The 18,442-nt window shown below is 73.5% G+C and carries 19 protein-coding genes; 12 read left to right on the top strand and 7 right to left on the bottom strand.

Features of this window, described 5'->3' with window-relative positions; translation table 11 throughout:
- Nucleotide 1 precedes the first annotated feature (1 nt).
- Together OG494_RS18035 and OG494_RS18030 are read right to left on the bottom strand one after the other, a co-directional pair.
- Nucleotides 2–244 (bottom strand): hypothetical protein, encoded by a 243-nt coding sequence (locus OG494_RS18035; protein ID WP_328457164.1) that lies wholly within the window; start codon nt 242–244, stop codon nt 2–4.
- A 139-nt stretch (nt 245–383) separates the two neighbouring features.
- Nucleotides 384–716 (bottom strand): hypothetical protein, encoded by a 333-nt coding sequence (locus tag OG494_RS18030; RefSeq protein WP_328457162.1) that lies wholly within the window; start codon nt 714–716, stop codon nt 384–386.
- Nucleotides 717–1,010: 294 nt separating this feature from the next.
- On the opposite strand from OG494_RS18030, the gene OG494_RS18025 reads away from it, so the two are divergent.
- Both OG494_RS18025 and OG494_RS18020 read left to right on the top strand, forming a co-directional pair.
- Nucleotides 1,011–1,625 carry a hypothetical protein gene (locus OG494_RS18025; RefSeq protein WP_328458963.1) on the top strand — a complete coding sequence of 205 codons (615 nt, stop codon included), beginning with the start codon at nt 1,011–1,013 and terminating at the stop codon, nt 1,623–1,625.
- 125 nt (nt 1,626–1,750) lie between these two features.
- Nucleotides 1,751–2,407 (top strand): phosphoribosyltransferase, encoded by a 657-nt coding sequence (locus tag OG494_RS18020; RefSeq protein WP_328457159.1) that lies wholly within the window; start codon nt 1,751–1,753, stop codon nt 2,405–2,407.
- A gap of 129 nt (nt 2,408–2,536) precedes the next feature.
- Here OG494_RS18020 and OG494_RS18015 read toward each other — a convergent pair whose 3' ends face one another.
- Complete coding sequence (locus OG494_RS18015; RefSeq protein ID WP_328457157.1) at nt 2,537–3,181, bottom strand: hypothetical protein; 645 nt, start codon at nt 3,179–3,181, stop codon at nt 2,537–2,539.
- Nucleotides 3,182–3,199: 18 nt separating this feature from the next.
- Here OG494_RS18015 and OG494_RS18010 point away from each other — a divergent pair, with 18 nt between their 5' ends.
- The gene (locus OG494_RS18010) at nt 3,200–3,364 is read left to right on the top strand and encodes a hypothetical protein (RefSeq protein WP_328457155.1); all 165 of its coding nucleotides are present in this window, start codon (nt 3,200–3,202) and stop codon (nt 3,362–3,364) included.
- Between the two features lie 11 nt (nt 3,365–3,375).
- Here the strand turns inward: OG494_RS18010 and OG494_RS18005 are convergent, their stop codons facing one another.
- Both OG494_RS18005 and OG494_RS18000 read right to left on the bottom strand, forming a co-directional pair.
- Complete coding sequence (locus OG494_RS18005) at nt 3,376–3,888, bottom strand: GNAT family N-acetyltransferase (protein WP_328457153.1); 513 nt, start codon at nt 3,886–3,888, stop codon at nt 3,376–3,378.
- Between the two features lie 142 nt (nt 3,889–4,030).
- Nucleotides 4,031–4,705 carry a BON domain-containing protein gene (locus OG494_RS18000; protein ID WP_328457151.1) on the bottom strand — a complete coding sequence of 225 codons (675 nt, stop codon included), beginning with the start codon at nt 4,703–4,705 and terminating at the stop codon, nt 4,031–4,033.
- Nucleotides 4,706–4,797: 92 nt separating this feature from the next.
- Here OG494_RS18000 and OG494_RS17995 point away from each other — a divergent pair, with 92 nt between their 5' ends.
- A complete protein-coding gene (locus OG494_RS17995) occupies nt 4,798–5,478 on the top strand; it encodes a response regulator transcription factor (RefSeq protein ID WP_328457148.1) in 681 nt (226 codons plus the stop codon).
- Here OG494_RS17995 and OG494_RS17990 read toward each other — a convergent pair.
- Nucleotides 5,438–6,337, bottom strand: a complete 900-nt coding sequence (locus OG494_RS17990) for a hypothetical protein (RefSeq protein WP_328457146.1) — start codon at nt 6,335–6,337, stop codon at nt 5,438–5,440. The genes OG494_RS17995 and OG494_RS17990 overlap by 41 nt on opposite strands.
- Before the next feature lie 166 nt (nt 6,338–6,503).
- On the opposite strand from OG494_RS17990, the gene OG494_RS17985 reads away from it, so the two are divergent.
- From OG494_RS17985 to OG494_RS17975, 3 genes are all read left to right on the top strand, one after another.
- Entirely contained in the window at nt 6,504–8,129 is a 1,626-nt protein-coding gene (locus tag OG494_RS17985; RefSeq protein ID WP_328457144.1) for a GAF domain-containing sensor histidine kinase, read from the top strand.
- A 160-nt stretch (nt 8,130–8,289) separates the two neighbouring features.
- Nucleotides 8,290–8,688 carry an STAS domain-containing protein gene (locus tag OG494_RS17980; protein WP_328457142.1) on the top strand — a complete coding sequence of 133 codons (399 nt, stop codon included), beginning with the start codon at nt 8,290–8,292 and terminating at the stop codon, nt 8,686–8,688.
- A 150-nt stretch (nt 8,689–8,838) separates the two neighbouring features.
- Nucleotides 8,839–10,203: an NAD-dependent succinate-semialdehyde dehydrogenase gene (locus OG494_RS17975; protein WP_328457140.1), complete on the top strand. Its 1,365-nt coding sequence runs from the start codon at nt 8,839–8,841 to the stop codon at nt 10,201–10,203.
- Between the two features lie 57 nt (nt 10,204–10,260).
- Here the strand turns inward: OG494_RS17975 and OG494_RS17970 are convergent, their stop codons facing one another.
- Nucleotides 10,261–12,198, bottom strand: a complete 1,938-nt coding sequence (locus OG494_RS17970) for a glycosyltransferase family 39 protein (protein ID WP_328457138.1) — start codon at nt 12,196–12,198, stop codon at nt 10,261–10,263.
- A 265-nt stretch (nt 12,199–12,463) separates the two neighbouring features.
- On the opposite strand from OG494_RS17970, the gene OG494_RS17965 reads away from it, so the two are divergent.
- The 5 genes from OG494_RS17965 to OG494_RS17945 all read left to right on the top strand — a co-directional run bounded on the left by OG494_RS17965 (nt 12,464) and on the right by OG494_RS17945 (nt 18,442).
- Nucleotides 12,464–13,594, top strand: coding sequence for a cytochrome P450 (locus tag OG494_RS17965; RefSeq protein WP_328457136.1), 1,131 nt, complete (start codon nt 12,464–12,466; stop codon nt 13,592–13,594).
- Nucleotides 13,595–13,733: 139 nt separating this feature from the next.
- Nucleotides 13,734–15,959, top strand: a complete 2,226-nt coding sequence (locus tag OG494_RS17960) for a glycoside hydrolase family 3 N-terminal domain-containing protein (RefSeq protein WP_328457134.1) — start codon at nt 13,734–13,736, stop codon at nt 15,957–15,959.
- Between the two features lie 70 nt (nt 15,960–16,029).
- Nucleotides 16,030–16,470: a MarR family winged helix-turn-helix transcriptional regulator gene (locus OG494_RS17955; protein WP_328457132.1), complete on the top strand. Its 441-nt coding sequence runs from the start codon at nt 16,030–16,032 to the stop codon at nt 16,468–16,470.
- Between the two features lie 7 nt (nt 16,471–16,477).
- On the top strand, nt 16,478–17,863 hold the full coding sequence (locus OG494_RS17950) for an MFS transporter (RefSeq protein ID WP_328457130.1): 1,386 nt from the start codon (nt 16,478–16,480) through the stop codon (nt 17,861–17,863).
- A gap of 30 nt (nt 17,864–17,893) precedes the next feature.
- Nucleotides 17,894–18,442, top strand: a complete 549-nt coding sequence (locus OG494_RS17945) for a cysteine hydrolase family protein (protein WP_328457128.1) — start codon at nt 17,894–17,896, stop codon at nt 18,440–18,442.

The raw sequence follows: 18,442 nt of genomic DNA, 5'->3' as shown, positions 1-18,442 counted from the left end.
GTCACCTTCTCCGCGGTTGCGCGGGGCTCGGCCGCCGGCCGAGGAACTTCGGCTCTTCGGTGGCCTGCGCCGGGACGTCCGCCTCGGGGAGGCCGTCGGCGGGGGTGAGGCCGAGGACGGCGAGCAGCAGCCCGCAATCGGCGGCGTCGCGCGCTTTCGACGCGACCACGAGGGTGGCCTTGCGCCGTTGCGCGCCGTCGAGGTTGAACGGATCCGCGACGAGCGCGTCCGGTGTTCCAGTCATGACGACCCCTTCGATCGACCACGTGGGTGCTGCCGCCAAGGGCCGGGGTGGTGACGGGCGGCCGGCCGGTTCGCCGGCACCCGGATCCGCCAATGTAGTCCTCCCCGCGAGGGTGCGGGGGCGGCAAACGGGTTGGAGCTCAGGTGCGCGCCCGGGCGGTGGGGCCGGGCGGGCGCGCGTCGAGGATGTCGGTGGCCCGCACCAGGCTGACCGGCGTGTCGGTGGCGGAACCGTCCGGGCGGACGGGCACCCAGGTGGTGCTGGTGTGCGCGTCGCGCAGGCTGTGGCCGGTCACGGTGCCGGCGCGCTCGTGCCACACCGGTGTCGCGCACGACGCCGACCTGGCGCGGCCGAGCCGGCCGCGGAAGCGGTAACGGACGTGCCAGCCGGGCGGGTAACCACCGCCGTGGCGGGTGGGCCAGGCCCGGTGCTCGCTCCCCGCCGGGTGCGCCTCGGTCTGCTCGTCGTCCACCGGTGCCCGCTTTCGCCGCGGTGCGCAGCGGCGCACCTTCCTCGGTCGCCGGGGTCCGGGGCGCGGCCTTCCAGCCTAGAGCGGACGGCGGCGGCGGGGTTCGCCCAGGCGAGTGGCTTTTTGGTGCCCGGACCGGCTTTTCGGCGTATTGCTCGGTCCCCGTCCGGCTCGGCGCGCGGGGCTATAGTGAAGGGGACGCCCCGGACCCCGGCATCGCGGCTTCCGCGGCGCGGGCCGGCCGGCCCGCACCCGACCCGGACGGCGAGGCGCATCATGGTGGCACGCGTGGCAGGAATGGTCCTGCTCGTCCCGGTCTGCACCCTGGCCGTGGTCGGTGCGGCGAACACCTCGGCGGACGCCCTGATCGGCTGGAGCCTGCTGGGGCTGGGCGCCGGGATCCTCGTCGCGATCGGCGCTCCCCGGCTGCGGCGCGGCCGCCAGGTCGGGGTGCGTGGGCCCGACCTGCCGCTGGGCGTGGCCGCGGCGGCCACGTTCGTCACGTTCTGCCTGGTGATCGCCGGGCTGCTGGCCGCGTTCGGGGGCGGCCTCACGACGGCGGCGCTGCTCCTGTTCGCCGGCGCCGGGCTGTGGGCGGGGAACCGCTACCGCCCGCGGGCGCGCGCGACGCCGGTCGCGAACCCGCGCGACGTCCTCGCCGCCGTCACGCTCCCGGCGTCGTCGACGCTGGTCACCGACATGGGCACGGAAGAGCTGTGCGTGGCCTGGCGGCGCAGCTACTACCAGCTGGTCCTGGCCGCCGACGAGCCGGCGCGGCGCCTGGTCGTGCAACGCCGGCAGGAGTTCCTCGACGAGATCGAACGCCGGGACGGCAGCGGGTTCCGCCGCTGGCTCGACAGCGGGGCCCGCGCGGGCGGCGACCCCGGCCCGTACCTGACCACCGGCAGCTGACCGGACCGTCCTCAGTGGACGATCGTGGCCGGCCGGTGCCGAACGCGCGCGTCCCGATGACCAACGGCCCTCGTGCCCGGCGGCCGCCGGGACGATGCTGGGAACAGCCTTCGACGGGAGTGACCATGCGGTTCCGCGATCGCCGGGAAGCCGGCGAGCGACTGGCCCTCCTGCTGCGCCCGCTGCGCGGCCACCCGGCCGTGGTGCTCGGCCTGTCCGCGGGCGGGCTGGTGGTCGGCGGCGAGATCGCCGACGTCCTCGGCGCGCCCCTGGACATCCTGCTGACCCGCAGGATCGAGTTCGCGGGACCCCCGGCGACCACCCTGGGCGCGGTCGGGGAGGGCGGCCTGCTCGTCTCGGACCACGACGCCATCAAACGGTTCGACGTCACCGCCGCCGAGCTGACCCGCCTCGCCGGCGGCGCGCGCTCCGAGCTGGCCCGGCAGGTCGCGGTCTACCGCCACACCGTGGCACCGGCCCCGATCACCGGCCGCACGATCGTCCTCGCCGACGACGGCGCGGCCACCGGCACGACCGCGCACACGGCGATCCGGGTGCTGCGCGCCCGCCAGGCCGGCCGCATCGTGCTGGCGGTCCCGGTCGCCCCGGCCCGCGTCCTCGACCGGCTCGCCCGCGAGGTGGACCAGGTGGTCTGCCTCCGGTCGCCGGCGTGGGTGTACGCGGTGCGCAACAGCTACCGGAAGTTCGGCGCGGTCGCCGAGACCGAGGCGCTGGAGCTGCTGCACCGGGAGCCTCGCCTGCCGACCGAGGTGCCGCGCTGAGGTCCACTGTGGACGTCCTACCGCGCATCACCTGCGGGCGCCGAAGGTCGTCCCGGTCGTGGAGACCAGCCGCCTGCAGTTGCGTCGCGGACCTCGAATACCGCCGTCGTCCACAAGCGACAGCGCAGATCACTCCGGAAGCTTCACCGCGATCTCGTCGCCCAGGTCGGCTCCGCCGGTGAGCTCCAGGTGGTCGCCGCTCCAGAAGCGGCCCGGGTCGTACCAGTTCGGGCGGCGGCCCTTGGGCAGCAGGCCCATCGCCTCGTACGTGACCGCGACGATCTCCGCGCAGTAGCCGGACTCGAGGTCGACTTCCCGGGGCTCGCGGCCCTCGCGCTTCCACGACGGCACGCGGCCGCCCAGCCAGCGGGACGCGAGGCGCGCCGTCGACGGGAACGGGGTGCCGTCGAGCCGGGCGATCGTGCGCAGGGCGGCGTCTTCCATCGCCGCGGTGACCGGGTGGTCGAGCTGGCGCAGCCAGACCCGCTGGTGGTACTTCTCCGCCCAGACCTGCACGGCCCGGCTCAGGTCGTGCAGCTGGGCACCCCGCTGGTGCGTGCCCGACCAGACGTCCGGCAGTGAGCGGCCCAGCTCCGCGTGCCACATCAGCGGCGGGAGGTCCTCGATCACCACGGCCATCCCGACGTGGTTGACCGGGCTGTTCGTCACCACGCGGATGGTGCGGTCGGCCGCCGAGCGGCCGCGGAAGAGCCACAGGTCGCCGGTGCGTGTCACGGCTACTGCTTCGTCGAGATCCAGCTCGGTGCCCGGCACGGGCAGTAGCCTAGGCCGATGCGCTGGTGGAAGACAGTGGGCCTGGCCGGGCTCGTCGGAGTGGCCGCGACCGGAGTGCTCGTCGCGCGGCAGGAGCGCCGGCGGCGCGCCTACACCCCGGACGAGATCCGCGAACGATTGCACGCGCGTCTCGATGAGACCCCGGAGGTGCCGGAGAACTGACGGGCCGGGCGTCAGCCGCGGCCGGACCCGGCGTCGGTGAACAGCGGGCCGGGCCGCAACGGGATGCCCAGCGCCGCGAAGACGCCGAGCAGCTTCGCGTTCTCCGGGCCGTCGGTGCCGGGATCGACGACGAGAGCCCGGACGCCTTCGTGCTCCGCCGAGACGACGAGCTGTTCGAGCAGCAGCGTCGCCACGCCGAGCGCCCGCGTGCCGCCGTCGACGACCAGCGCGAGCTCCGCCTCGGCGGCGTCGGTCAGGATGTCGTAGCGGGCGATGCCGGCCAGCCGGGAGTGCAGGAAGCAGCCCATCGCGGTGTGCCCGACGCCGGAGCTGCGCGAAAGCTGCGTCGCGAGTTCGGTCAGCCCGGCCGCCCCGATGCCGAAGAACCCGAGGTGCCGGTCGCGGCCGGCGAGCCGGTTCCGCAGCGCGAGCACGTCGGCGGTGTCGCCGGCTTCCAGCCGGCGCACCCAGGCGATCTCGCCGTCGGGGAGCAGGGCGCGCGCCGGTGGGGTCGCGGTGGTCATGACGTCTCCTCCCGGGCCGGCCCGAGGTACCGCTCGGCTTCCCGGCCCTGGTCACAGTGCGGTCGCAATGGCCACGGGTCCACAGTGCCCTGTCCTTTTCGGACAGAACACTGCGGAGTCCGGGGTGCCGGCCGCGGGTGGCTCAGCCCGAGAGCTTCACCTGGTTGTCGACCGACGTCACGCCGGGTGCGAACCAGGCGGTCTGCTCGGCCGAACGGCGTTCGGCGGGGGTGAGGACTTCGCCGGTCAGGGTGACCCGGCCGTCGTCGATGCCGACCTCGACGTGCTGCGCGAACCCCGGCGCGTGCCGGGCCAGCGCCGCGGTGATCTTCAGCTTGATGTCGGCGGGCGGGACCGTCGTCGACGCCTTCAGCGTGATCAGGTTCCGCACCCCGCTGATCCCGGGGAGCGAGGCGACCGCGCTGCGGGCGGCTTCGCGCTGGTACTGCCAGTCCACCGAGCCGCGCAGCGTGACGACCTGGTCGCGCACCTCGACCTGGACCGAGTCCTTCGGCACGACGACCGTGCGGCGGTCGAAGACGATCATGGCCTCCCGGGCGAGATCCGCGTCCTCCGGGACGTTTTCGCCGTGCCGCACCAGGATCTTGTCCGCGGTCGTGGTGACGCCGTGGACGCGGATGGCCGCGCGCAGGGCCTCTTCCTTCTCCGGGTAGGTGCCGACGTGCCCGGACAGCGTCGCGACGCCGTCGGTGACGGCCACGCCGATCTCTTCGGCGTTGACACTCGGGGTCCAGGCGAGCTCGTCGGTGACCGCGGTCTTGAGCTGGTGATCGGGCCGGTGCTGGATCTGGGTCATGCCGCCAGCGTTCCCCCCGCGCGCCGCGCGGCCTAGAGTCGCCGGACCTTTCCTGCGGGGTCGTTCGGCGCGGGCGGGCGTAGCCTGGGGCGGTGGATGACCGCACTGGGCACGACCGGCACGTCATCACCGTCTTCCTGGTCGACGACCACGAACTCGTGCGGCGCGGCGTCGCCGAGCTCGTCGACGACGAACCGGACCTCACCGTCGTCGGGCAGGCCTCTTCGGTGTCCGAAGCCCTGGCCAGGATCCCCGCGCTGCGCCCGGACGTCGCGGTGCTGGACGTCCGGCTGCCCGACGGCAACGGCGTCGGGCTCTGCCGGGACCTGCGCACGGCGCTGCCCGGCCTGCGGTGCCTGATGCTGACTTCCTTCACCGACGCGGATTCGATGGTCGACGCCGTCCTCGCCGGGGCCGAGGGATACGTGATCAAGGACGTCAAGGGGCTGCAGCTGGTCGACGCCATCCGCCGGGTCGGGTCGGGCGAGACGCTGCTGGACGGCCGGGCGGTCACCGCGCTCGTCGCCGAACTGCGGGCCACGACCGGGAAACCGGGCCCGCTGGCCGGGTTGAGCGAACAGGAGCTCGTGCTGCTGGACCTGCTCGGGGAGAGCCTGACCAACCGGCAGATCGCCGAGCGGATGTTCCTGGCGGAGAAGACCGTCAAGAACTACGTGTCGCGGCTGCTGGCGAAACTGGGGCTGGAACGGCGATCGCAGGCCGCGGTGCTGGTCACCGGGCTCCACGGCGCGCAACGTCGTCCGGGCGGCTAGCGGCGAACGGGTGCTCGTCGCTGATCACGACGTCTTCGAGGAGCGCGTGCGCGGAGACCGGCACGGCGGTGCCGTGGCCGAGGCGCAGCATGATCTGGGGCCAGAGCCCGCCGCCGATCAGCTGCCGCAGTTCGCGCCGGGTCGCCGGTGCCGCCATCGGCTGGGAGGACATCGACGCCGAGATCCCGGCGGCGGTGGCCGTCAGCAGCACCCGCTGCATGGCCTGGCCGGCCTGGAGGCGCGCGAGGGCCGTGTCGTGCAGCGAGCCGATGACCACGACCAGCCGCTCGGGTTCGACGTCGAGGTCCGTCCCGCTGCCGGGCCCGGGTGTCGCCGGCGGGAGCTCCGAGCGGCGCATGATCTCGCGCAGCTGCGGCACCTGCTCGGCGGTGACGGTGGCCAGCCACGCGCGTTCCATCTCGGCGCCGCGGCGCAGCTGCCGCTGCACCGAAGACGGCACGACGGCGGCGGTGAACGGACGGCGGTTGCTCTGCCGGCCGTCGATGGCCGTCACGAGCTCCTCGTCGTGCGGGGAGATCGTCTCGTACCCGTGCGGCCGGACGATGGCGAGCAATTCGGGCCGGCCCGAGGTCGGGAACAGCCGGACGTCGGCGTGGCTGCCCTGCGCCTTGATCGCCAGCCGGAGGTTCAGCAGCGCCGCCCCGCAGTCCAGGAGCCGTTCGCGCTGGTCGCTGTCGGGGCCGGTCAGCGGGTTCGCGTACAGCTCGATGGAGTCCGGGGTGCACTGGAACCGCCAGGGCCGGGAGTTCCGCAGCGGCGGGGGAGCCGTCGCCGAGAGCAGGACGGATCGCACTTGGCTGGCGCTGAGGTGCCCGACGGGCATGACACCGGTCTTCATGGACGGCTCCGAACTGTGGGTACCCGGGATGACGCTTCCCGCACACCGTCCGCCGTGGCCGCGGCCGGGCCAAGTGCCGAACGGCCTCCGGTGGCCGGGCGAAGGTCGTCGGTTGCGGTTCGGCCGGATCCCGTCGAGGGCCCGCGGGCTGTGCGAGGGTGGGGGCATGCCCGAAGAGACCGTGTCGGGCCGGGACCGGATGGCCGCGCTGCCGGCGGCCGTGCTCGCCTTCTCCGCCGGACTGGAGCTCGAAACCACGCTGCGCCGGATCGTCGCGTCCGCCGCCGGGCTGGTCGACGCCCGGTACGGCGCCCTCGCCCTGCTCGACGAAGACGGCCGCACGACCGGGTTCGCCGTCACCGGGGTCGACGACGCCACCCGCGACCGGATCGGCCCGCCGCCGGAGGGCCACGGGCCGCTCGGCGCGCTCGTGGCGGGCCGGGATCCGGTGCGCCTGGCCGACCTCGGCATCCCAGGCATCGACGGCATCCCTGGCATCCCCGGGTTCCCACCGGGACACCCGTCGATGCGGACCTTCCTCGGCGTCCCGCTGCTGGTGCGCGGCGCGGTGCTCGGCCGGCTGTACCTGAGCGGCGAGCGGCCGTTCACCGCCGACGACGAACGCGCGATCGTGGCGCTCGCGGCCGCGGCCGGGATCGCCGTCGACAACGCGCTGCTCTACGAACAGACCCGCAGCCGGCAGCGGTGGCTGGAGGCCACCGGGGAGATCTCCGCCGAGCTGCTGGGCGGCACCGACGTCCACGAGGTGCTGCACCTGATCGCCAGCCGGGCGGCCGAGCTCACCGGCGCCGGCGACGCGCTCATCGCGCTGCCCGCCGTGGAGGGCGGGGGCCTGGTCGTCACGGTGTGCGCCGGCCCGGACACCGAGGCGCTGACCGGGCGCCGGATCCCGCTCGACGGGTCGACGTCCGGCGCGGTGCTGCGCGACCACGTGCCGCGCAGCGTGCCCAGCCTGGCGTTCGACCTGGCCGACGGCCTGGGTGTGGACCTCGGGCCGGCGCTGGCGGTGCGGCTGCGGTCGGGGGAGTCCACCGCCGGGGTGCTGCTGGCGATCCGCGCGCCCGGGGCGGCGGCGTTCGACGAGCACGAGCTCCAGATCGTCTCCGCCTTCGCCGACCAGGCCGCGCTCGCGCTGCGCGACGCCGAGAGCCAGGCCGCCCGCCGCGAGCTCGACGTCGTCGTGGACCGCGTCCGGATCGCCCGCGACCTGCACGACCAGGTGATCCAGCGGCTCTTCGCGGTCGGCCTCGGGATCGAGGGCACCCGCCGCCGCACGGACTCACCCGCGGTCGCCGTCCGGCTCAGCCAGCACATCGACCAGCTCCAGGACGTCATCGAGGAGATCCGCGGCGCGATCTTCGACCTGCACGCCGAACCGGGCGCCGCGCACGGCCTGCGGGCGCGCCTGCAGAACGCGATCACCGACACGACGGCCGACTCCGCGATCCGCACCACGGTGCGGTTGTCGGGCGCGTTCGACCGGGTGCCCGCGGGACTGGCCGAGCACGCGGAGGCCGTCGTCCGCGAAGCCGTCAGCAACGTCCTGCGGCACGCGCGCGCCGCAGAGCTGGCGATCACCGTGTCCCTGGACGGCGAGCTGGTCGTCGAGGTCTCGGACACCGGGATCGGGATGCCGGAAGCCGTGGTGCGCAGCGGGTTGCGCAACCTCGAACAGCGCGCGGCGGAAGCCGGCGGGTCGTTCCGGGTGGAGCGCGCGGCCGAAGGGGGCACCCGCGTCGTGTGGGCGGTGCCGCTACCCGCACGCCCGTGAACCATTCCACGATGCATGAAGTTCACCCGATCCGGGTATGTCCCGGGTGTCCGCGGTTCAGCCGAGTAGCCGTTGTCCCATTCGCCGGTGCGCTCGCACCGGCCTCGCGGCGGCGGCCCGGTTCGCGGAGTCGCCGTCTGCCACGGAGGTGACAGCCATCATGCGCGATCCCCTGGACCGCTTCCACCGCAGCACATCGACGCTCACCGTGACCACCACCCACGACTCGGCGGTCGTGGCCGCCACCGGGGACCTCGACGGCGGTATCGCCGAGCACCTGCTCGGCCGCCTCGCCGACGAGCTCGCCCTGCGGCCGCAAGCCCTGGTGATCGACCTGAGCCGGGTGGGTTTCTGCTCGGCCCGCGTCCTGCGCGTGCTGCTCACGACTTCGGCCGACGCGCACGCCGCCGGCATCCCGTGCGTGCTGGTCAGCGACCAGCGCGCGGTCCTGCGGCCGATCGCCGTGCTGGGGCTGGACCACCTCCTGCAGGTGCAGAGCACGCTCGCCGCCGCCCGGGAGTGGCTGGCGGTGCTGGGCACCGTCGGCGTCACCGGGTAGGCGGGTACCGCCGTTCGCGCGACCTGCTCCCGGCTGGGCCGATCGGCCCAAGCCCACGCGGGTGACCTGCGTTTCCCGGGTTCCTCGCGTGGGTACGCGGAGCGCGACGATCTTTCGGAGAACGATCTTTCGACGAGCGAGGAGTGCACTGTGGCCATCGCGACGGTCAACCCGGCGACGGGCGAGCGGGTCCGGGAGTTCGACGCGCTCACCGACGAGCAGCTGGACGGCAAGCTGCAGCTCGCCGCCGAGGCCTTCCGCGCTTACCGGAAGACGTCCTTCGGCGATCGCGCCGCGCTGCTGCGGCGGGCCGCGGACATCCTCGACGCCGAGGCGGACGAGCTGGGCCGCCTCGCGACGCTCGAGATGGGCAAGACCCACGCCGCCGCGGTCGCCGAGGTGCGGAAGTCGGCGAAGGGGTGCCGCTGGTACGCCGACCACGGCGAGGAGATGCTCGCCGACGAACCGTGGCCGGTCGAGGGCGCGAAGGTCTTCACCCGGTACGAGCCGCTCGGGCCGGTGCTCGCCGTGATGCCGTGGAACTTCCCGTACTGGCAGGTCTTCCGGTTCGCCGCGCCGGCGCTGCTGGCGGGCAACGTCGGCCTGCTCAAGCACGCGTCGAACGTCCCGCAGTGCGCGTTGGCGATCGAAGACGTCCTGCGCCGCGCCGGTTTCCCCGAAGGCGTGTTCCAGACGCTGCTCGTGCCGTCGTCGGCGATCGAGGCCGTGATCGGCGACGAGCGCGTCCGCGCGGTGACGCTGACCGGCAGCGAGCCGGCGGGCCGCGAGGTCGGGGCCGCCGCGGGCCGGAACGTCAAGGCGAGCGTGCTCGAACTGGGCGGCGCCGACGCCTTCATCGTGATGCCCTCGGCGGACCTGGACAAAGCCGTCGAAGCCGGCGTCGGCTCGCGGACGCTGAACAACGGCCAGTCCTGCGTCAACGCCAAGCGGTTCATCGTCCACGAGGACGTCGCCGAGGAGTTCACCCGGAAGTTCACCGACAAGATGGCGTCGCTGACCGTCGGCGACCCGATGAAGGACGACACCGACCTCGGCCCGCTGTCCTCGGCCGACGCCGTCGAGACGATCCACCGGCAGGTGAGCGACACCGTCCGGGCCGGCGCCCGGCTGCTCACCGGCGGGAAACCCCTGGACGGCCCGGGGTTCTACTACCCGCCGACCGTGCTGGCCGACATCCCGGACGGGTCCCCGGGCCACCACGAGGAGTTCTTCGGCCCGGTGGCCCTGATCTGGCGGGTCCGGGACGCCGACGACGCCATCCGCGTCGCCAACGACTCGCCGTTCGGCCTCGGCGGCAGCGCGTGGACGGCGGACCCGGGGGAGCAGGAGCGGTTCGTGACCGAGGTCGAGACCGGGATGATGTACCTCAACGAATTCACCCAGTCCACCCCCGAAGTCCCGTTCGGCGGCGCCAAGAACTCCGGCTACGGCCGGGAACTCGCGTCCTTCGGGCCGCGCACGTTCGTCAACGCCAAGACGGTCTGGATCGCCTGACCGGGTCCGCCGCGGCTGGTCGTGAGTGTTCAGGGCGGTTCTAACCGCCCTGAACACTCACGACCTGTGGCACTCGCGCAGCCGCTCGCCGCCGACCAGGCCGGTGAACGACGACGCTCCCTGCACCTCCGCCGCCTTCGCGCCGTACTCCGTCGGCGGCAGCGTCGTGCAGTGCGCGTCGAACCACGCCGACCGGGCCCGCTGCACCCCGGTCGGGCCGGGGTCGCCGGGCGCGGTGTAGCTCAGGACGTACTTGATCGTGCCGTCGGCGACCCAGCGCTGCAGGGTCGCCGGCGTCGGGACGTCGTCCGTGCCGAGGAACCCGCCGACGCCGACCACCGGGTCGCCGGTCGTGATCAGGTAGGGCGCGGTGAACATGGCGCTGCCGTCGATCAGGAGCGTGATCGCCGTACCGCCGCTGTGCTGCCGCGCGTAGGACAGGATCCGTTGCTCCTGCGGGGAAAGCGCGACGGGTGCGGGAGCGCCGCCCAGCGCGGGACCGGCCGTCGGCAGCGGGCCGTTGTCCGTCCCGGCCGTTGCCGTGGCCACCGACCAGACCGCCGGCGTCAGCACCACCGCGGCCAGCCCGAGCACCACGCCCGGCCGGACGAGCCGGGGCACGGAAACCGCGGCGGCGGCGGCGATCGCGCCGATCAGCGCCGCCGCGGCGGTCCACCCGTGGTACCCCGGCGTCCGTCCGATGAGGACGAACGCCCAGCCGCCGGTGAGCAGGAACCCCACCGCGAGCACCGCGCGCGCCGGCCACCGCGCGCGCGTCCGCCACAGCCACGCGACGCCGGCCGCGATGAGCGCGGCCATCGGGGGTGCCAGCACGGCGGTGTAGTACGGGTGCCAGGTGCCGTGCGCGAAGCTGAACAGCAGGCCGGTGACGACCAGCCAGCTGCCCCACAGCAGCCAGCCCGCCGTGCGGGCCCGGTCGGCCCGCGGCGCGCGGCAGCCGGCGACGGCCGCCGCGGCCAGCAGGACCAGGGCCAGGGGCAGCAGCCAGGAGATCTGCCCGCCGGCCAGGTCGCCGAAGAGCCGGCCCGCGCCGGGCTCGCCGCCGAACACCTTGACGAGGCCACCGGGCGGGAGCCGGACGCCGGGCGGGAGCACCATGCCCGAGGGCAGCCCGCCGCCGGGCAGTGTCGCGTCGCCGCCCAGGATCCGGCTGAACCCGTTGTAGCCCCACAGGAGCTGCCACGCCGAGCCGTCGGTGCTGCCGCCGATGTAGGGCTTGGTGCCGGGCCACAGGTCGACCAGCGCGATCCACCACCCGGACGTCACGACCAGGACGACGGCCGCGCCGAGCAGGTCCGCGGCTTTGCGACGCAGGCCCGCGCCGGGGCCGGCCAGGTAGGCGACGGCGAAGCCGGGGACCACGATCCACGCCTGCAGCATCTTCGTCGTGAAGCCGAAACCCAGCAGCGCGGCGCAGGCCAGCAGCCAGTGCGTCGCGCTGCGCGGGCGCTCGGCCCGCACGGCCCGGGTGAGGGCGTAAGCCGCGGCGACGAGCAGGAGCACGAGCAGGCTGTCCGGGTTGTTGTCGCGGTCGACCGCGACGGTCACCGGCGTCAGCGCGAGCAGCGCCGCGGCGAGCAGGGCCGTGTTCTCCCCGGCCCAGCGCCGCACCGCGCGGTGGAGCAGGAAGACGGCGGCGACGCCTTCGAGCGCCTGGGGGAGCAGCAGCGACCAGCCGTGGAACCCGAACAGCGCGGTGGACAGCACCTGGGGCCACTGGCCGAGCGGGGGCTTGTCGAGCGTCACCACGCCGAGGCCGTCGAACGAGCCGAACAGGAAGTCGCGGATGCCCGTCGACATCGACCGGACCGCGGCGGAGTAGTAGCTGTTCCCGATCCGGCCGTCCCCGATGTGCCACAGGTACAACGCGGCCGCGGCGGCGCACACCACGGCCAGCGCCCAGGGTTGCCAGCGGGGTTTCGCGGCCGCCTCCGGCGGAGCGGGGGCCGGGGCCTCGGTGATGGTCGTCGACACGGGCGCTCCTCGGTCGTGGTGGCTCCCCCGGGGGTGTGACCTTCCGGGGATACCACGGGGTCCGCCGCGCCGGTGTCGTTGTGGCCCGCAGCCAGCACGCCGTGAGATGAACCGGCCGCCGGAGCGCTCCTACCGTGAAGCCATCCGGAGGATGGGAGACGTCCGCGCCGTGTCCGAAACAGCCGAAGTGTCGTCAGCAGGCGATTTTCCCGCTTTCCCGATGCGCCGCACGTGCCCCTTCGACCCACCGCCGGAATACCGCGGGATGCGGGAATCCGGGCGCGCCGGCCGGGTCCGGCTGCCGTGGGGCGGCACGACCTGGGTGCTCACCGCCGCGGACGACATCCGCGCCATGCTCACCGACCCGCGGTTCAGCTCCGACCGGCTGCTGCCCGGGTTCCCGTTCCTCGTCCGGGAACCGCTTTCCGGGCCCCGGAGCTTCACGCCGTCGATCATCAACATGGACCCGCCGCAGCACACCGCGGCGCGGCACGAACTCGTGGGCGAGTACACCATCCGGCGCCTAGAACGGCTGCGCCCGCGGATCCGCGAGATCGTCGAAGAACGCTTCGACGCGCTGCTGGCCGGGCCGCGGCCGGCCGACCTGGTGTCCACTGTGGCCTTGCCGATCCCGTCGCGGGTGATCTGCGGCCAGCTGGGCGTGCCCTACGCCGACCACGAGTTCTTCCAGACCCGCAGCATGGCGTTGCTGCGCCGCCAGACCACGCGGGAGCAGCGGCAGCGGACGGTCGACGAGCTGCAGGCGTACTTCCGCGACCTGATCGCGCTGAAGGCGGCGGAACCCGCCGACGACCTGCTCAGCCGTCAGGTGCAGCGGCGCCGCGCCACCGGGGACGTCAACGCCGCCGAGCTCGCGAGCCTCGCCGTGCTGCTCGTCGTGGCCGGCCACGAGACGACGTCCAACATGATCGCGCTCGGCACGCTCTTCCTCCTGGAGAACCCGCGGATCCACGCCGAGCTGGCGGCGGACCCGTCGCGCGTCCCGGACGCGGTGGAGGAGCTGCTGCGGCACCTGTCGGTGGCGGAGGTGGCGACGGCCCGGATCGCGACCGCCGACGCGGACCTCGCCGGCGTCCGCATCCGCGCTGGCGAAGGCGTGATCGGGCTGTGCCACGCGGGAAACCGCGATCCCGCGCACTTCACGAGCCCGGACGAGTTCGCGCTCGGCCGCCCGAACCGCCACCACCACCTCGCGTTCGGCTTCGGCCCGCACCAGTGCATCGGCCAGAACCTGGCCCGCCTCGAGCTGGAGGTCTACTTCGCCACGCTGCTGCGCCGCGTCCCGGACCTGCGGCTCGCCGGGCCGCTGGACGACGTCCGGTTCAAACACGACTCGGCGGTCTTCGGGCCGTACGAACTGCCGGTGACCTGGTAACGAAGTACCCGGCCGAATTGACGGCCCTGGCGGGTGCGGATCGTGTCTATCCTGATTGGCCGGTTTCGCTCGCGAAAGGGTCCCCGCCATGGAACAGACCGAGAGCCACCCAGCCGATCGTCCGACCACGACAGACGGAGTGAACCGGCGCAGCCTGCTCGCCGGTGTCGGCGGCCTGCTCGCCGCCGGTGGCGTCGTCTCGAGCGGCGTGCTCGCTTCGCCCGCCGCCGCGGATCCCGTCGCCCGGCCGGAGCGCAACGACCGGGTGGAGGGCCTGCTCAAGCAGATGACCCTCGCCGAGAAGCTCGGCCAGCTGCAGCTGCTCGGCAACGAGACCGACGCGCGCACGGCGCTGGCGACCGGGCAGCTCGGCGGCGTCTTCTCGGTGGTCGGCGCGGCGAAGCTCAACGCCCTGCAGCGCGTCGCCGTCGAGCAGACCCGGCTGCGCATCCCGCTGATCTTCGGTCTGGACGTCATCCACGGGTACACCACCAACTTCCCGATCCCGCTGGCCCAGGGCTCGAGCTTCGACCCCGCGGTGGCGGGCGCCGACGCGTCGGTCTCGGCGAAGGAGGCCCGGCGCAGCGGCATCCACTGGACCTACGCGCCGATGATGGACGTCACCCACGAGCCGCGCTGGGGGCGCATCGCCGAGGGTTACGGCGAAGATCCTTACCTGGCCACGAAACTCGCCGTCTCGAAGGTCCGCGGCTACCAGGGTGACGACTACTCGTCACCGGACCGCCTCGCCGCCTGCGCCAAGCACTTCGTCGCCTACGGCGGGGCCGAAGGCGGGCGCGACTACAACACCGTCGACGTCTCGCTGCAGCGGCTGCACAACTTCTACCTCCCGCCGTTCAAAGCGTCCGTCGAGGCCGGCGTGGCGACCGTGATGGCCAGCTTCAACACCATCAGCGGGGTGCCCGCGCACGGCAACGGCTACGTGCTGCACGACGTCCTCAAGGGCGCCTACGGCTTCCGCGGGTTCGTCGTCAGCGACTACACCGGCGTCGAGGAGCTGATCCTGCACGGGCTCGCCGGTGACGGCGCGGACGCCGCCGCGGCCGCGCTCCCGGCGGGTGTCGACATGGAGATGGTGAGCACGAACTACGTGCGGTACGGGCAGCAGCTGCTGGCGCAACGGCGGATCACGCGCGACCAGATCGACGACGCCGTCCGCCGGATCCTGCTGATCAAGGTCAAGCTGGGCCTGTTCGAACGGCCGTACGCCGACGAGGCCGGCGAGGTCAGGGCGCCGTCGCCGGCCGCGCTCGCCGCGTCGCGCCAGGCGGCCGGGCGGTGCATGGTGCTGCTCAAGAACGACGGGCCGGTGCTGCCGCTGGCGAAGACGGTCGGCTCGGTGGCCGTCGTCGGGCCGCTCGGCACCGCGACCTACGACCTCAACGGCACCTGGTCGGGCCTCGGCACCGGGGCGGCCACGACGCCGCCGGTGACCGTGGTCGACGGGATCAAGGCCGCGGCGCCCGGCGCCACGGTGACCTACGCCGCCGGCTGCACCGTCGAGGGCACCGACACCAGCGGGTTCGCCGCCGCGCAACAGGCGGCCCGCGCGGCCGACGTCACCGTCGTGGTGGTCGGCGAGACCGCCGCGATGAGCGGTGAGGCCGCCGCGCGCAGCACTATCGACCTCCCCGGCGTCCAGCAGCAGCTGGTGGCGGCGATCAAGGCGACCGGGAAGCCGTTCGTGGTGGTGCTGGTCAACGGCCGGCCGCTGACGATCCCGTACCTGCACGACAACGCCCCCGCCATCCTCGAGGCGTGGGCGCCGGGCGTGCAGGGCGGGCACGCGGTCGCGGACGTCCTGTTCGGCACGGTGAACCCGGGCGGCAAGCTGCCGGTGAGCTTCCCGCGCGCGGTCGGGCAGATCCCGATCTACTACAACCACGAGAACACCGGCCGCCCGGCCGACCCGGCGAACAAGTACACGTCCAAGTACCTCGACCTGGAGTCCGGCCCGCTCTACGAGTTCGGTTTCGGGCTGTCGTACACGACGTTCCGCGTCGAGGGCCTGCGCCTGTCGGACACCCGGCTGCCGGCCCGCGGCGGGCGGATCCAGGTGAGCGCGAAGGTCACCAACACCGGCACCCGCGCGGGCGACGAGGTCGTCCAGCTGTACGTGCGCGACCCGGTCGCCACGATCGTCCAGCCCGTCCGGCGGCTGCGCGGCTTCCAGCGGGTGACCTTGGCCGCGGGGGCGTCGACCACGGTTTCGTTCACCCTCACCCCCGACGACGTCGGCTTCTACGACAACGCGGCCAGGTTCCGGGTGGAGCCGGGCAAGATCGAGGTCTACGTCGGCACCAGCTCGGCGGCCACCCTGACGTCGAGCTTCACGGTGGTGTGACCGACGAGACATACAGGTAACTGTACAGGCTGACTGTACATCTCTCGTCGCCGCGGTTACGGTGACGGGCATGGGTGATCAACTGTCTCCGTCGGCCGTCGAGGCGTCACAGCGGGTCCGCGCGGTCATCCGGCGGCTGCGGCGGGGCATCGCCGGTGCCTCGGACCCCGGGGACGTCACGCTGTCGCAGGCCACGGTGCTGACCCGGCTGGCCGACAGCGACGGTCTCACCACCAGCGACCTCGCCGCGGCCGACGGGGTGCGGCACCAGTCGATGACCTCGACGGTCGCCGCGCTGCTCGACCTCGGCCTCGTCAAGCGGCGGCCGGATCCCCGGGACGGCCGCCGCCTGCTGGTCACCGTCACGGCCAAGGGACGCCGGCACGTCGAGGCGGGCCGGCAGGCTCGGGGCGAGTGGCTCGCCGCGCGGCTGCAGGAGGAGTGCACGGAGGAGGAACGGCAGACCGTCCTGGCCGCGATGGCGGTGCTGGATCGGCTCGTCCATGACTGAGCGGACCGTGGATGACCGGACTGCGGATGACCGGACACCGGGAGCCGCGAAGGCGGGCTTCGACCGCGGGCTGATCCCGCCGATGCTGCTGGGGTCGATCCTGAACCCGGTCAACTCGACCATCATGGCCGTCGCGCTGGTCCCGATCGGCGCGGCGCTCGGGGCCCCGCCCTCGCAGACCGCGTGGCTGGTCTCGGCCCTGTACCTGGCCACCGCGCTCGGCCAGCCGATCGTGGGCCGGCTGATCGACATCTTCGGCCCGCGCCGGCTCTTCCTGATCAGCACGAGCCTGGTCGGCGTCGCGGGCGTCCTCGGGACCGTGGCCCCGGGCCTCGGTGTGCTGGTCGCGTCGCGGGTGCTGCTGGGGTTCGGCACGTGCGCCGGTTACCCGGCCGCGATGGCGTTGCTGCGCAGCGAGGCGAAGCGCACGGGGCAGGACAACCCCGCCGGCGTGCTGACCGCGCTGGCCGTGGCCAACCAGACCATCGCCGTCATCGGCCCGCTGCTCGGCGGCCTGCTGATCGGGCTCGGCGGGTGGCGCGCCACCTTCGCGCTCAACGTGCCGCTGGCCGCGGTCGCGGTCGTGCTCGGGCTGCTGCGGCTGCCCCGCACGGAGGAGACGTCCAGACGGGAACGCTGGACCGCCCGGCTCGACCTGCCCGGCATGGGCCTCTTCGCCGCCATGCTGGTGGCCCTGCTGCTGTTCCTGATGAACCTGCGCCCGGGCAGCTGGTACCTGCTGGTGATCGCCGTCGTGGCCGGGGCCGCCTTCGCCGTGCGGGAGCTGCGGGCCGCGATCCCGTTCATCGACCTGCGGGTGCTGGGCGGCAACGCGCCGCTGCTGGCCACCTACGGGCGCGCGCTGGTCGCCTACATCGTCTCCTACGCCTTCCTCTACGGCTTCACCCAGTGGACCGAGGAGGGGTTCGGCCTCTCGCCGTTCCACGCCGGGCTCGTGCAGATCCCGATGTTCCTGGTGGCGATCGTCGTCTCGATCACCACCGGCCGGCACAAGGGCGTGCGCGGGAAGCTCCTGATCGGCGCGCTCGGGCAGATCGCCGGGTGCGTGCTGATGCTGGTGCTCACCGCCGCGAGTCCACTGTGGATGCTGCTGCTGATCGCCGTCGTCTTCGGCATCCCGCAGGGGGCGGCCGGCCTGGCCCTGCAGAACTCCGTCTACCACCAGGCGGATCCCGAGCGCACCGGGTCGTCGGCCGGGTTGCTGCGCACCTTCGCCTACGTCGGTTCGATGGTCGCGTCCGCCACGACGGCGGCGGCCTTCGGCCCGCACGCCAGCACGGCGGGCATGCACACCCTGGCCTGGGTGATGCTCGCGGCCGCTGTGCTGTTCCTGCTGGTCACGATCGCCGGTCGCGGCCTGCGTCGCCTCTGATTCCCGTTGTCCCGCAAGAAAGGCCCGACTGTGTCCCGTACCGCCCTGCTTGCGATGGACCTCCAGAACACCCACCTCGCGCGCGTCCCGGAGGACTACCTGCCGCGCGCCGTGCGGGCGCTGGAAACCGCGCGGCGCGCCGGCGTTCCCGTCATCCACGTCGCCCTCCGGCTGCGGCCGGACCACGCCGACGTCCACCCCCGCAACAAGATGTTCGGCTCGGTGCCGGCCGGCCTCTACACCGCCGACGACGAGGGCGCCGCCATCCACCCCGACGTCGCGCCCCTCGACGGCGAGCTCGTCGTCTACAAGAACCGCGTCAGCGCGTTCGCCGGCAACAACCTGCGGCAGCTCCTCGAGGCCCAGGACATCGGCCACCTCGTCCTGGCCGGCATCGCCACCGGCGGCATCGTCCTGTCGACCGCCCTGCAGGCCGCCGACCTCGACTACGGCGTCACGGTCCTGTCCGACGCCTGCGTCGATCCGAGTCCCGAACTGCACGACGCTCTCGTGACCCACATCTTCGCCCGCCGGGGCAGTGTCGCCACCGTCGGGGAGTGGGCGTCGAGCGTGTCCTGA

This window comes from Amycolatopsis sp. NBC_00438 (genome assembly GCF_036026695.1).
Lineage (GTDB): Bacteria > Actinomycetota > Actinomycetes > Mycobacteriales > Pseudonocardiaceae > Amycolatopsis.
The sequence above is the reverse complement of the archived record's forward strand: the minus strand, read 5'-3'. Positions and strand labels throughout refer to the sequence as shown.